This window comes from Rhodococcus sp. ARC_M6 (assembly GCF_022810305.1).
Classification (GTDB): domain Bacteria; phylum Actinomycetota; class Actinomycetes; order Mycobacteriales; family Mycobacteriaceae; genus Rhodococcus_F.
The window spans coordinates 99009-112374 of the sequence record NZ_JALGQH010000011.1 but is presented as its reverse complement, the minus strand read 5'-3'; the positions used below and the strand labels follow the sequence as shown (position 1 = coordinate 112374).

Here is a 13366-nt window from a genome sequence, read left to right as displayed (position 1 = left end):
GGATTTTGGGCGGGGGTCGTTGATGGCCGCATCAAGATCAACAGTGGGAGCAACTGCTGCACTTGCACTCACATCGATGCTGACTGGATGCAGCCTCAATTTCCAGCACCTTCCCCTCTGGCAAGGGATGCCGGGTGAGTCGTATCCGTTGACCATGGAATTTGTCGATGCATCGCTACTTCCGATCGGTGGCGAGGTCCGAATCGGGCAGGCCGTGGTCGGCCGCATCACGTCGATGAGCGCCGATCACTTTGCGGCAGTTGTTCAGACCGAGATCGATTCGACCATCCCGCTACCCGCGGAAACTCGGGCGAGAATCGAATTGTCCACACCCATCGGCGACGCCTTCGTCAATCTCGAGATCCCGGCAGACGCGAACGGGGCAAGGCTGGAACCCGGAGCAAGAATCTTGCGCTCACAGACAGTGCGCGGGCCCGACGTCGCGCAATTGCTCGGCGCCGTCGGAACTCTGCTGAACGGAAGCGGTTTGGCGCAGGTGAAGAATATCGTGCATGAAGCCAATCAAATTCTGGACGGCCGCGCCGGCACCGTCCCGGACCTCCTGGCCCGCCTCGATTCACTTCTGGGCACCCTCGACGAGCGGAAGGACTCCGTCAATTCCGCATTGGACTCACTGAACCGTCTCAGCGCGGTCATCAGCGACGAAAGCGCCACTATCGACGAGGGGTTGCGAACTCTCACACCCGCATTGAGCGTCGTCGCCGACCAACGGCAACCCTTGCTCGATCTACTGGACGAGACGGACAGGCTCGCCACCGCAACAAATTCCGTTCTCGACCAGTCTTCCGATCAGATAGCCGATGTGACGGAGCGGTTGTCGCCCATCCTCGATCAGTTTTCGGCGATGGGCCCGACATTGGGCGACACGATGACAAACCTCGACAACGCCCGGGTTCTCCTCGAGCGCGCCAGTCCGAGCGATTACGTCAATATCGATCTCAATGTCGATATCGAGGGAACTGTCACCGGAGTACTGAACGAGATAATCCCGGGTGCGGCGCCGCCGTTGCCACCGCTTCCTACAGCACCGGGAACGCCGGCAACACCGCTGCTCGGGGGTACACGATGAAGAACAGGACCGTCTACTTCGAGATCGTTGCATTTCTTCTGATCGCCGTGATCAGCACGACTTACGTTGTGCGCCAAGTAGGTGCGGGTGATCCGTTCACCGGGAGCTTCGCGGTAACAGTCGAATTGGAGAATGCAGCCGGCATTGCGCAAGGGTCGGAAGTGGCCTATCGCGGGGTCACCGTCGGTGATGTCGAATCCGTGCGCCTGTCAGCCCAACGAGACCTGGTCGTTCTCACCCTGAACATCTCGGCCGATCGAGAGATCCCACTCGATTCAGTTGCAGCCATCAGCCGGGACACCGCTGTTCCGGTACTGAAAGTACAGCTGTCTTCTGAATCCGACAGCGGCCCTTACCTTGTCGACGGCTCCGTCGTACCCCGTGAACAAACGTCGATACCGGTGCCGCTGGGTACGGTCATCGCAAACTTCAATACCACTGCGGACACCGTCGATCCCGCCGACCTTCGCACGCTCTCCCGTGAACTCGGCACCGGACTGGGTGGACTAGGTCCGGATCTGCAAGCCCTGGTTGACAATTGCGATGTTATCGTCCGGGCCATCGCGTTCAACCAACCCCACCTCAACACCCTGGTCGAGAATTCACGCACTCTCTACGCGGCCAACGAGGACAACGTGGCAGCACTGCCGGATGCTGCTCTGACACTTCGACAATTGAGCGATCAGGTCAGGTCTTCGGATCCACAGCTGCGCACTCTGCTTGATCGAAGTCCCACCGTCCTCGACAATCAGATACTGCCTCTCATCGAGCAAAGCCGTGAACCATTCAGCCTCCTGCTGGCGAATTCTCTTGTTTCCAGTCAGATCGTCACGGCGCGGATGCCGGCCGTCGATACGCTACTCGTGTTGGTACCCAAGGGGTTCGAGAAGCTCGGTAGCATCGTCAGGAATGGTCGGGCGCAGCTGGATTTCATCACCGCGGTCGGTCCGGTCTGCATCTACGACACCCCGCGCCGCACCGTACAGGATGTCTCGCCGACCACACTCGACAAAGACCAGCATTGCACTGACCAATCGGGCAAAATCCAGAACCGAGGTTCGCAGAATATTCCAGCCGGAACTGGAACAATCGGAGGTGTTGTCGAATACGACCCCGCAGTGGGCACCGTCGCGGCCGGTGGCGGCACATCGATTCGTCTGGGTTTGACCGGCGGTCAGAAAACAGTGCTCGGAGACAACTCATTTGCCGCACTACTAGTACAGGGAACACATTGAGCGATCTCACGAAGTCCGATGACGACGAATCCCCGATCGAAAGCCCTTCCCCCACCGTGTTCTCGGCCCTCGGCTGGGGCGGATACACCACCTGGCAACACTCACTCGACAACGAAGCCCGCACCACCGCGCTGGAAAGCGGGCGACAATTCGCGACAGATCTCGCGACGTACAACTTCGCGAACCTCGATCAGAATCTGTCCGTCGTACGGGAAAACTCGGTTGGCGAGTTCGCCGGCCAGTACACCCAGGTCGCGGCCAACCTCCAAGACATGATCGTTCAGTATCAGGCCACGTCGTCGGCGCAGATCATTTCAGCGGGACTGGCTGGCAGCGATCGTGACAGTGCCGAGGTCTTGGTCTTCCTTGATCAGACCATCACCAACACCAACTCCCTGGACCCCCGTATCGATCGCAACCGTATGCAGCTCTCGCTCGTTCGCGAAGACGGGAAATGGAAGCTCAGCAACGTCCAGCTGCTCTGATACGCGTCGGCACCTGCCGGTAAGGTGACGCCGAACGTCGATGCCAGGTCGATGCGAAGGTCGAATTCCCGGGGAGTGTGTCAGTCAAGGTGGCAGTCGAGTCTTCTGTGCTGCTGAAATGGTATGCGGCGACGGCAAGAGACCTTCCGTGGCGACGCGAAGGCGTCAGCGCCTGGCAGATTCTGATGAGCGAGATCATGCTCCAGCAGACGCCGGTGGTCCGAGTCGCCCCTATCTGGGAAGAGTGGGTGCAGCGGTGGCCTGTCCCCTCGGCGATGGCTGCGTCGAGCCAAGCGGAGGTACTACGTGCCTGGGGAAAGCTCGGGTATCCGCGGCGCGCGCTGCGGCTACACGAATGCGCGGGCGTCCTCGCGACCCAACATGGCGATGCGGTTCCAGCGGATGTCGATATCTTGCTGACGCTGCCGGGAATCGGCTCGTACACTGCCCGCGCGGTGGCATGCTTTGCCTACGGGCAGCGAGTTCCGGTCGTGGACACCAATGTTCGACGCGTAGTTGCCCGCGCCGTTCACGGTATCGCCGAGCCTGGAAATCCGTCGAACACAAGAGATCTGGCCGACGTTGCCGATTTGCTACCGCGGACGCGGGAGCGAGCTGCCACATACTCTGCCGCGCTGATGGAACTCGGCGCATTGATCTGCACGGCTCGGACACCCAACTGTGACGATTGCCCGCTGCCGAACTGTGCCTGGGTGGCTGCCGGAAAACCCGCCCACACCGGCCCGCCGAAGAAGGTACAGAAATTTGCCGGAACCGATCGTCAGGTTCGTGGCAAGTTGATGGCAGTACTGCGTGAGTGTCACCGTCCGGTCGAGCGTGCGCAGTTGGACATAGTGTGGCCTACCGACCCTGGACAGCGCGACCGCGCATTGCATTCCCTGCTCGTCGACGGATTGGTCGAACAGACCGACGACGGCTTGTTCGCATTGGCCGGCGAGGGCAACGCCTGAGATTGCAATGTCGGTCAACGAATCCAATGTGGGCGGATATTCCCCCAGTAAATGCCATAAATCAGACATATTTTGCGCATACCAACTACGCTTCCCCCAAGCAAACGGATCGTTCTGATATTCCCGATATGACCTGTCGGACTGGGCAGGGCCTTCCGAAACACAAGAAACAAAGGGAATACACGGATGCTGGGGCGGGACGGTGAGTTGAGGGCGAAGGTACCCGAACGTCGTACCCACTCCGCGTTGCTTCCCCGCCAAATCCTCTTTGCGAAATTGGACCGTCGAGCCCCATTGACGATCGTGCGAGCTCCGAGTGGATACGGCAAATCTGCGCTCCTGTCATCCTGGCTCCAAACACGTAGCATGTCCGGACGCACAGTTGTCTGGGTTGGCGCCCCACATCCCAGTTCAAGCACCGAGGCCTACTGGTCGATGGTCCTCCGTCAATGCAATCAGTCCGGTATTGCCATTTCGGCCACACTCACCGATTCTTATACCGATCTCGTCGCTGCACTCGCCGAGGCAGAGAGATCCGTACAACTGGTGTTGATACGTCCGGATCGGATTCCGAACGACGAGTTGGAAAACCAACTGATCGAACTGGTATCTCGATGCCACCACCTGGATCTCGTCGTAACACTTTCGGGCCTGACACTTTTCCCCGAGCCCTATCTCCTCGAAATCGATCACGCACTGATCGGTGCTGACGACCTGCTGTTCAGCATCGAAGACACCCGAGCGCTCTTCGACCTCTCCGACGCAACTCTGCTTCCCGGCGAGGCCGAGACGATCATCGCGGCGACGAGCGGGTTGCCGGCCTTGGTGCGATCAGCTATTTCCGTCGTCAAAGACCTTCCGCCACAAGACCGTCGAGAGGATCTTCTCGAGCTGAACTTGCAGCGCGCCATCAACAAATACATACACGAAAAAATCCTCGCCGACCCCGACCTCGCCGACCACCGCGAGTTCATCGTGACCTGCGCGACGGCACGAACTCTTGACGTGGATACCGCAGGCCATCTGTTCAAGTCGGGCGAATCCCGTGAGCAAGTTCGCAATCGTCTCCTTCTGCTGGAGACCATCGGTGCTCTCTCCCGAATCGAAACCGAGGCCGCAGAAACGTGGGAACTTGCTCCGGCAGTTCGACGTTCGATTCTTGCACTGCAGGCGCAGTCCGGAATTGATCCGACACAACAGATGTCGTCACTCTCGCAATACAGACTCGATTCCGGGCGCCACGCTTCGGCACTGAACTACGCAGTCGAAGCACACGATTGGCAACTCGTCGTCCACATTATCGAACATCATTGGGTCACGATGATCTCCGATAATCTGGAAGCCATTCGATCTGCGCTGCAAAGGCTTCCGCAACAAGCTGTCGGAAAGAACGTTGCCGTCAAAGCTGGGCGCAACCTCTACACCATGCACTTGACCGAAAAATTCAGCCTCCTCGATACGCTCCCCACCTCTCCGGAAGAACTTCGGGCACTCGGATCCGGAGATGGCGCAAAAGATGCACTCAGTGTCGGCTGCGTGCAATCGATCATGTTGCGGATGGCCGGAGAATACAAGCAGGCAGCCGAAATAACCCGTCGCCTATCATATTTGAGCCGTAGAGCTCTCGAGACCAACCCTGACGACGTGACCCGTCAACTCCCGATCATGCACTTGCAATGGGGAATCACATTTCAATTGAACGGAAGGTTCGCAGAGTCGACTATCGAGATGCGAACGGCCTACCGGGGAGGCCAGTCACAGGGCGCCGACTACATTGCGATCAACGCTGCCGGTAGTGCCGCAATGAACTGGGCCATCGTCGGCGAACCCCTGCAATCGCAACGATGGACACAATTCGAGTACAAGCATCCGGATACCCACGACAGACTCCGATCGATGGTCAAGGTATCCGGACTGGTCGCTCGCACGCTGGCGTCGCTCGACACTCTCGACTTTGTCTCGGCAGACGAAGCCCTCACCGCTTTGGGTCAACCGGCACAGAGGGAGGAACTGTGGGCCTTTGCCATCTATGCCCACTGCCAGTGCGCGCTGGCTCGTCGGGACACATTCTCAGCGCTATCCTTGTTACACAGGGCAGTTGACGCACATCAGAAGCACCTGAAACCTGGGTCGTTTGCCGGACCGCTGATGCGTTCGACCGAGATCGATCTCACCCTTGCCCTCGGGGACGGAAACAAAGCGTCGGCGCTGGCCTCCGAGATCGACGACCCGGCAGACAATCCGTGGACCCTGGCCTCTGTTGCCCGGCTCCGCCAGAAGACGGGGCAAAACGAAGCCGCGGTGGCATTGTGCCACCAATTCGATTGGGCTGGTGAATCATATCCGCGCGCACAGATGGAAACGCTTCTCGTTCAGGCCGTCGCGCATTGCCAGTTGGGCGAACACCGGCGAGCCGCAGAGGCCTGGTCCAAAGCGTGCAGCATCGCGGATCAGACCGGCAACCTGCGGTCGTTCTCGACTATTGCCCTGCCCGACATCGATCAGCTTGAATCGATGGCGAAAACCAATTCCAGTGCGCTCGCACAGTTCTTGAAAGTGATTCCAGCCGAAGCTTTTCCGCAATCGTTGCAGATCGTCACATTGACCGAACGTGAACGCACCGTCCTTTCACTGATCGACGCCGGGTTGAGTTCGGCGGCAATGGCCGACAAACTCTTCGTATCCGTCAATACGATCAAGACCCAGTTGCGCACGATGTATCGCAAACTCGGTGCACACAATCGAAACGAAGCCCTCACGCGGGCACGGGAACTTCGACTGCTCTGATTGGTCGACCGGATACATTCTGTAGGTATGAACACCGATACCTGCGCCTTCTGCAATATCGTCGGAGCCGACCAACCGGCGATCCGGATCCTCGAAACCGAGACCGTGCTGGCCTTCCTCGACGCACGACCGGTCAGTCGCGGGCACACACTCATAGTCCCCAAGCGTCATGCGACCAACCTGGACGAACTCGAAAACCACGAGGGCGCTGAGATGTTCCGCGTCGGGACGCTCGTAGCGGGGGCACTGCGTCGATGCGATATCGCCGCGGACGGCGTCAATTTTCTGGTCAACGACGGGCGGGCTGCAGGGCAGACGGTCTTCCATTCCCACCTACACGTCGTCCCACGCCACCTCGGAGACAAAGCGAAGTTCGCCGCGGGACTGCTGGCCCGGCGAGCTGTCGAACTCGAGCAGACAGGAGCGTCGATCCGCAGTCAGCTCGCGCTCTGAGCTACCAAGAACTCAGTCACGACGTCCCGATAACTCTGCGGTTGATCGTCATGAACCAAGTGCCCGGCGTCGGCAATGCGTACGTACTGCGTTCCGGGACGCTGCGCCATCTCACGCATCTGACCGTCCGGCGTGATCGTGTACTCGCCCTCGATAAGCAAGGTCTGCGCAGTCACCGCAACCCACTGGTCCCAGAAATGGCGCGTTCCCCATTCCTCGGAGATATCCCGAAACGTTGAGACGTCACCGTGGAGGTACCAACCGTCGTCGCGACGGGTGAATGAATCCAGAAAGTATTGTCCGGCAACCGGGCCGAAGAACTCCTTTGCCGCATCTTCGGTAGCAAAGGGTTGGGGCCACGCCGATACCATCTGCGCCCAGTTCTCCGCGGTGCGTCCGCGGAAGTCGGGTGCCATGTCTTCGAGGACCAAGGCCTGTACTTTTTCCGGATGGGCCGCTGCAAAACACCAGGCATGCAAAGCGCCCATCGAGTGCCCGATCACGATCATCGGCTCGTCGATTCCCGCAACTGCCGCCGCCACGTCCTCGACAAACGCCTCCGTCGTCAGCTCCTTCGGCGCGGGTCGACCGTGCCCGGCCGCGTCAAACGTGTAGACGTGTCCGAACTCGCGAATCCACGGCACGTGCCGGCGCCACGTTCGCGCACTACCCATGAGGCCGTGCAACAAAAGAATCGGCCGACCCGTCCCACCTTCGTCATGCAACACGAGTGTCACCGTACGCGGTGAGCGCGCGCGGTAATGTCGGATACATGGCAGTCGTGAAGATCAATGCAATCGAAATTCCTGAGGGCGCCGGCCCCGAACTGGAGAAGCGCTTCGCAGCACGCGCTTCCGCAGTGGAGAACTCTCCCGGTTTCCTCGGATTCCAACTCCTCCGTCCCACTGCGGGCGAGAGTCGCTACTTCGTGGTGACGCAGTGGGAGACCGAGCAGGCGTTCGCCGACTGGCGCGACGGTCCGGCCCGCGCAGCACACTCCGGTGAGCGTGCGAAGCCTGTCGCTTCGGGTGCGTCGCTGCTCGAATTCGAGGTAGTTCTGGACGTCCCAGCCAAGAGTTGAGTGACGATCGTGAAGGATTTCGTTCGCCTGGCGAGCGAAATCCTTCACGATCAGACGCCATTCGCTGCTATGGTTCGCTTGTAAACGCGATGGTCCGACAGGAATCCGGTGTAAGCCCGGAGCGGTCGCGCCACTGTAATTCGAGGTGAACCACCTCGACAGCCAGACACTTCGGCCATCGCATGGACCTAGGGGACGCGAAATCCCAGGAGGCTTCGATGGCACTCGCCTATTCTCCCGACACGTCGATCGATTCGACTCGTCTCGCTTTCATCGCCGCAGCCATAGTTGTGCTCGCGATGCTGGCTCTCTACGTGGTCGGATTCGACCAGGGCGCAATCTCGCGCACCGGCATGTACATGCATGAACTGATGCACGACGGACGCCACTTGATGGGCTTGCCGTGCCACTAGCCGACAATTTCACGAAGCTTCTGATTCGTGGCTTGTTGGCCGGTTTGATCGCGGGCATTCTTGCCGGCGGTGTTGCATACGTGCTGGGTGAACCGCACGTCAATGCCGCCATCGCGATCGAGGAAGCCAGCAGTGCCGGCGGGCATACACACGGCAGCGAAGAAGCACCCCTCGTCACCCGTGACGGCCAGCGCGCCGGACTCTTTCTCGCTACGTCATTGGCTGGACTGGCATTGGGTGCGATCTTCGCCGTAGTTGCCAACTACGCCCGACGGATCACCTCCATGGCCGGGCCGTTGTTGGCGATAACCATCGCTACCGGCGGGTGGCTCGCTATCGAAGCCGTGCCCTTCTTCAAGTACCCGGCCAACCCACCCGCTGTCGGCGATCCCGACACCATCAACCAGCGGACGCTACTGTGGCTTGCCACCGTCATTCTGGGCTTGCTGGCCGTCACCGCTGCGGCAGCCGCCGCGAAAGCTGTTTCAGCCCATGAGTTCATCAGTGTCCGGATCGCTGCTCCGGTTGCTGCGTTCTTGGTGATCGTCGCGATCGGTTACGTATCACTGCCCACGATCAACGAGGTCGGTGACGATTTTCCGGCAACTCTGTTGTGGGAGTTCCGATTGTCGTCGCTCGCTACGCAGGCGACGTTGTGGCTCGTTCTCGGATTGGCTTTTGCCTTCCTCACCGAGCGTGCCTCGAAGGATGCCGAAATCGCGAAGAAGTTCGCTATTCGCTGAAACTGCTGTGCGCCTTTATTAACCGCGGGCGGTTAATAAAGGCGCACAGCACAAGCGGGCGTCACTTCAGATGATGCACTTCCTGCAAGCCGTACACCGGCGTCGGGATGCCCTCGTAGCGCGCCTTGAGTTGAAGCGCGAGATACAGCGAATAGTGCCGCGACTGATGCAGATTGCCGCCGTGGAACCAGAGAGCTTCCTGCTGCGTCGGCTTCCACATGTTGCGCTGCTCGCCTTCCCACGGGCCCGGATCCTTGGTTGTGTCCGAGCCGAGGCCCCAAACTTTGCCGACCTTGTCTGCAACATCCTGACCGATCAGATCGGCAACCCACCCGTTCATCGAGCCGTAACCGGTTGCGTACACCACGACATCGGCCGGCAGTTCCGTACCGTCTTCGAGAACGACACTGTCAGCGGTCAATTCACGAGCATTCCCGTGGGCGAGCTTGATATCTCCGTTGGCAACCAATTCGGCTGCACCGACGTCGATGTAGTAGCCCGAGCCGCGTCGTAGGTACTTCATGAACAGGCCCGAACCGTCGTCGCCCCAGTCGTGCTCGAAGCCGGCCTGCTCGAGCCTGTCGTAGAAGTCCTTGTCCCGCTCACGGATTGCGTCGTACACGGGAATCTGGAATTCGTGCATGATCCGGTACGGCAGCGATCCGAATGTCAGATCGGCTTTATGAGTGGTCATTCCGGCGGCCAGTGCACGCTCCGAGTACAGATCACCCAAGCCCAAGTCCATCAACGAATCCGACTTCACGATGTGCGTCGAACTGCGCTGCACCATCGTGACGTCGACGCCGTTCTCCCACAGTGCGCCACAGATGTCATGTGCGGAGTTGTTAGCCCCGATGACCACGACCTTTTTGCCTACGTACTGATCCGGGCCGGGATGCTTGCTCGAGTGGTGCTGATCGCCCAGGAACTTGTCCTGACCCGGGAACGTCGGAACGTTTGCCTTGCCGGACATTCCGGTAGCCATCACCAACTGCTTGGGGCGCAACGTCAACTGCTCACCACCACGGTTGACGTTCACGGTCCATTCCTGAGCTTTCTCGTCGTACGACGCCGAGGTGCAGGTGGTGGAACTCCAGTACGGAACCTCCATGACCTTGGTGTACATCTCGAGCCAGTCGCCGATCTTGTCCTTGGGGGCGAACACCGGCCAGTTGTCGGGGAACGGCATGTAGGGCAGGTGGTCGTACCAGACCGGATCATGCAGGCACAGGGACTTGTAGCGTCCGCGCCACTGATCCCCGGGGCGTTCGTGACTGTCGATCACGATGGCCGGGACACCGAGTTGACGCATACGGGCGCCGAGCGCGATACCGCCCTGCCCGCCGCCGACGATCACGACGTAAGGCTGTGCGGTGTAACCGAGTTCGCGGTCTTCGTTTTCCTTCTGCTCTGCCCAAGTCACCCGGTTGGGGTCGGCACCGTGCTTCGCCCCGCGGGGTCGACGGGCTCCCTTACCTTCTTCGTGGCCTTTGAGTTCCTGGAGAGACGTCAGCAACGTCCAGGCCTCATCACCCTTCAATCGAAGGTGTCCGTGGGCCCGGCCGGTTGCCGTCTCGAATTCGATCCAGGCAGAAGTGACTCCGTCAGCTTCGTCCGGCGTCTCGGCGGTGCGAAATCCAGACGGATCAGTGTCGTCGAGACGCTCGGTGAGCATGTCGACAATCTGCTCACGTCCTTCGACGGTTTTGATGTTCCAGGTGAATGTGACCAGGTCACGCCAGAAACTGTCGAGAGCGAATTTTGCCGCGACGCGTGCGATGTCACGATCTGCAAGAGCGGCTTCGAACTCTGTCAGCCAGGCGTCGACGCGTTCCTGAGGCGTCTGCTCCTGAGGTGTCACAGCCACTGTGAGTGAAACCGTGGAATCGATGGTTTGCGTCATCACTTCTCCTTCTCGGAATGTGATACACAGCACATCGCATCGCAGGCTCGGGCCACAAGCGTTGCAATCCGTTGCAATGCCAGGAGTACGAACTCCGCCTATGTACGCGGCCAGGGTCGCCCGGCCAGTCTTTCGATGTCGGTATTGAAACGCTGCAGCCACGACGCAAAGGTGGCGACGTCCTCGGGATCCCAATCTTCCATCACCAGACCCAATCCGGCGATGTTGTCGGCACGCGCGACTTCAAGCCTGCGCGCCCCCTCGTCGGTGATCCGAAACTTGCGCGCCATTCCCCCAGCCGGGTCCGAAATACGTTCCACAAGTCCGGAATTCAATATCGATGAGGTTTGACGACTCAACGTCGACGTATCCAACCCGAAGGCGTCGGTGAGTTCACCGATGGACATCGGGCCGTCAATACTGATGCGACTCAACAACGTGTAGGCACTGCGGTCGAGATTGCTGACGTCACGCTTGGATCGAGGGACCGGCAGGGTCAGGTATCGCCCCAGGAGCATGGTCTCGAATTCGATCAAATGCGTGGGCTTGTCCATGCCAGTCCTTCTGTCGATCCACTCTTGGCTCCGTGCATCCGGAATCCGGCCCGACGGTACCCCACCGGAATGTGCACACTACAAACAATATGTATGCTGCACACCTCTTGCATGATGCAAGTCATTCGCATCGTAAACGATTCTTTACTTTATACAAATTAAGGAGAAGCGCGTGGAAAGTTCGACGCAACCCGACGTCCGCCCCGGCGGCCTCGTCGGAGTGCTCGCATTTGCGGGCATCGTCGCTGCGCTCATGCAGACGATCGTCGTGCCGCTGATCGGGGATCTCCCCAAACTGCTCAACACATCGGCATCCAACGCGTCGTGGGTCATCACGGCCACATTGCTCGCCGGCGCAGTGGCAACACCGATCACCGGCCGACTCGGCGATCTGTACGGCAAACGAAAGATGATCCTGATCTGCTCGATTCCGCTGATTGCCGGATCAGTTGTCGCCGCTATGGCGTCGTCATTGATGCCGATGGTCATCGGCCGCGGACTCCAGGGAATCGGCGTCGGCATGATCCCGTTGGGTATCAGCGCCCTACGTGACCTGCTCCCCCCGGAGAAGCTTCATTCCGCCATCGCCCTGATGAGCTCTTCCATGGGCATCGGCGGCGCCCTCGGACTCCCCATGGCCGCTGCCGTGGCAGAGCACACCAGTTGGCGCGTTCTCTTCTGGGGATCTGCCGTCCTCAGTGTTGCAATCGCAGTGCTGATCTGGTTCTTCGTTCCCGCCACCCCCGTGCATAATCCCGGTGGCCGCTTCGATCTGATCGGCGCCCTCGGTCTGGGAGTCGGCTTGATATCACTCCTCCTGGGCGTCTCGAAGGGCGGCGACTGGGGCTGGACCAGCGGATCGATCCTCGGCCTGTTCGCGACCACCATCATCGTCCTGGCGGCGTGGGGTTGGTGGGAACTGAGCACCGACGATCCGTTGGTCGATCTCCGCATCGCCGCGCGGCCTCAGGTGTTGTTCACCAATGGGGCTTCCATCGCTGTCGGCTTCGCAATGTACGCCCAGGCACTGATCCTTCCTCAGCTACTCCAGCTGCCTGCAGCCACCGGATACGGCATGGGACAGTCGATGCTGGCAATGGGACTGTGGATGCTGCCCGGCGGGTTTGTCATGATGGCTGTCTCCGTCGCCGGCGCAAAACTCTCCGCTAGCCGGGGGCCAAAAATGACGCTGCTGCTCGGAACTCTGGTCATCGCCGCGGGTTACGGATCCTCGATGTTCTTCATGGGATCGACCTGGGGACTGTTGATCGTCACGTGCATCTGCAACGCGGGAATCGGCCTTGCCTACGGCTCGATGCCGGCACTGATCATGGGCGCGGTCCCGCCGTCCGCTACCGGATCGGCAAACAGCTTCAACACACTGATGCGCTCGGTCGGCACCTCGATCTCCGCTGCCGTCGTCGGCGTTGTTCTCGCGCAGATGAGCATGGACTTCGGCGGACACACCTTGCCGACGGAAGCCGGATTCCGCACCGGACTTCTCATCGCTTGCGGCGCCGCACTGTTCGCGGCCGCCATCACGACGCTGATTCCGGCACGAAAGATTGCCTCGTCAGCCGAAACCACTCCACCGAAGTCTGTCGCGAAGGTCTGACCCGGAAACGGGTACCCGCACATGTGCGGGTACCCG

The 13366-nt window shown here is 59.9% G+C and carries 13 protein-coding genes and 1 riboswitch; of the genes, 10 read left to right on the top strand and 3 right to left on the bottom strand.

What is annotated here, in order from left to right; translation table 11 throughout:
- Positions 1–22: 22 nt before the first annotated feature.
- From MTX36_RS14265 to MTX36_RS14240, 6 genes are all read left to right on the top strand, one after another.
- On the top strand, positions 23–1090 hold the full coding sequence (locus tag MTX36_RS14265; RefSeq protein WP_243620400.1) for an MCE family protein: 1068 nt from the start codon (positions 23–25) through the stop codon (positions 1088–1090).
- A complete protein-coding gene (locus MTX36_RS14260) occupies positions 1087–2325 on the top strand; it encodes an MlaD family protein (protein ID WP_243620399.1) in 1239 nt (412 codons plus the stop codon). The genes MTX36_RS14265 and MTX36_RS14260 overlap by 4 nt, the downstream gene beginning before the upstream one ends.
- On the top strand, positions 2322–2810 hold the full coding sequence (locus MTX36_RS14255) for a hypothetical protein (protein ID WP_243620398.1): 489 nt from the start codon (positions 2322–2324) through the stop codon (positions 2808–2810). Before MTX36_RS14260 ends, MTX36_RS14255 begins: the two co-directional genes overlap by 4 nt.
- An 89-nt stretch (positions 2811–2899) precedes the next feature.
- Positions 2900–3781, top strand: coding sequence for an A/G-specific adenine glycosylase (locus MTX36_RS14250; protein ID WP_243620447.1), 882 nt, complete (start codon positions 2900–2902; stop codon positions 3779–3781).
- 366 nt (positions 3782–4147) lie between these two features.
- A complete protein-coding gene (locus MTX36_RS14245) occupies positions 4148–6568 on the top strand; it encodes a LuxR C-terminal-related transcriptional regulator (RefSeq protein ID WP_243620397.1) in 2421 nt (806 codons plus the stop codon).
- Positions 6569–6595: 27 nt separating this feature from the next.
- The gene (locus MTX36_RS14240; RefSeq protein ID WP_243620396.1) at positions 6596–7021 is read left to right on the top strand and encodes an HIT family protein; all 426 of its coding nucleotides are present in this window, start codon (positions 6596–6598) and stop codon (positions 7019–7021) included.
- Here MTX36_RS14240 and MTX36_RS14235 read toward each other — a convergent pair.
- Positions 7006–7749 carry an alpha/beta fold hydrolase gene (locus MTX36_RS14235; RefSeq protein ID WP_243620395.1) on the bottom strand — a complete coding sequence of 248 codons (744 nt, stop codon included), beginning with the start codon at positions 7747–7749 and terminating at the stop codon, positions 7006–7008. The two genes, MTX36_RS14240 and MTX36_RS14235, sit on opposite strands and share 16 nt — an antisense overlap.
- Positions 7750–7793: 44 nt before the next feature.
- On the opposite strand from MTX36_RS14235, the gene MTX36_RS14230 reads away from it, so the two are divergent.
- From MTX36_RS14230 to MTX36_RS14220, 3 genes are all read left to right on the top strand, one after another.
- Positions 7794–8102 carry an antibiotic biosynthesis monooxygenase gene (locus tag MTX36_RS14230; protein ID WP_094271024.1) on the top strand — a complete coding sequence of 103 codons (309 nt, stop codon included), beginning with the start codon at positions 7794–7796 and terminating at the stop codon, positions 8100–8102.
- Between the two features lie 53 nt (positions 8103–8155).
- Positions 8156–8297: riboswitch (cobalamin riboswitch) on the top strand.
- Between the two features lie 23 nt (positions 8298–8320).
- Positions 8321–8515 (top strand): CbtB domain-containing protein, encoded by a 195-nt coding sequence (locus MTX36_RS14225; RefSeq protein WP_243620394.1) that lies wholly within the window; start codon positions 8321–8323, stop codon positions 8513–8515.
- Positions 8506–9258: a CbtA family protein gene (locus MTX36_RS14220; RefSeq protein ID WP_243620393.1), complete on the top strand. Its 753-nt coding sequence runs from the start codon at positions 8506–8508 to the stop codon at positions 9256–9258. The genes MTX36_RS14225 and MTX36_RS14220 overlap by 10 nt, the downstream gene beginning before the upstream one ends.
- Before the next feature lie 61 nt (positions 9259–9319).
- On the opposite strand, the gene MTX36_RS14215 is transcribed toward MTX36_RS14220, so the two are convergent.
- Complete coding sequence (locus MTX36_RS14215) at positions 9320–11161, bottom strand: NAD(P)/FAD-dependent oxidoreductase (protein WP_243620392.1); 1842 nt, start codon at positions 11159–11161, stop codon at positions 9320–9322.
- A 98-nt stretch (positions 11162–11259) separates the two neighbouring features.
- Entirely contained in the window at positions 11260–11715 is a 456-nt protein-coding gene (locus tag MTX36_RS14210; protein WP_243620391.1) for a MarR family winged helix-turn-helix transcriptional regulator, read from the bottom strand.
- A gap of 172 nt (positions 11716–11887) precedes the next feature.
- On the opposite strand from MTX36_RS14210, the gene MTX36_RS14205 reads away from it, so the two are divergent.
- Entirely contained in the window at positions 11888–13330 is a 1443-nt protein-coding gene (locus MTX36_RS14205) for an MFS transporter (RefSeq protein WP_308198226.1), read from the top strand.
- Positions 13331–13366 lie beyond the last annotated feature (36 nt).

What these genes read in the sequence shown, in the direction of transcription:
- MTX36_RS14265 (WP_243620400.1), top strand. Translation starts at nt 23, where the DNA reads ATGGCCGCATCAAGATCAACAGTGGGAGCAACTGCTGCACTTGCACTC.
- MTX36_RS14260 (WP_243620399.1), top strand. Translation starts at nt 1,087, where the DNA reads ATGAAGAACAGGACCGTCTACTTCGAGATCGTTGCATTTCTTCTGATC.
- MTX36_RS14245 (WP_243620397.1), top strand. Translation starts at nt 4,148, where the DNA reads ATGTCCGGACGCACAGTTGTCTGGGTTGGCGCCCCACATCCCAGTTCA.
- MTX36_RS14240 (WP_243620396.1), top strand. Translation starts at nt 6,596, where the DNA reads ATGAACACCGATACCTGCGCCTTCTGCAATATCGTCGGAGCCGACCAA.
- MTX36_RS14230 (WP_094271024.1), top strand. Translation starts at nt 7,794, where the DNA reads ATGGCAGTCGTGAAGATCAATGCAATCGAAATTCCTGAGGGCGCCGGC.
- MTX36_RS14225 (WP_243620394.1), top strand. Translation starts at nt 8,321, where the DNA reads ATGGCACTCGCCTATTCTCCCGACACGTCGATCGATTCGACTCGTCTC.
- MTX36_RS14215 (WP_243620392.1), bottom strand. Translation starts at nt 11,161, where the DNA reads ATGACGCAAACCATCGATTCCACGGTTTCACTCACAGTGGCTGTGACA.
- MTX36_RS14210 (WP_243620391.1), bottom strand. Translation starts at nt 11,715, where the DNA reads ATGGACAAGCCCACGCATTTGATCGAATTCGAGACCATGCTCCTGGGG.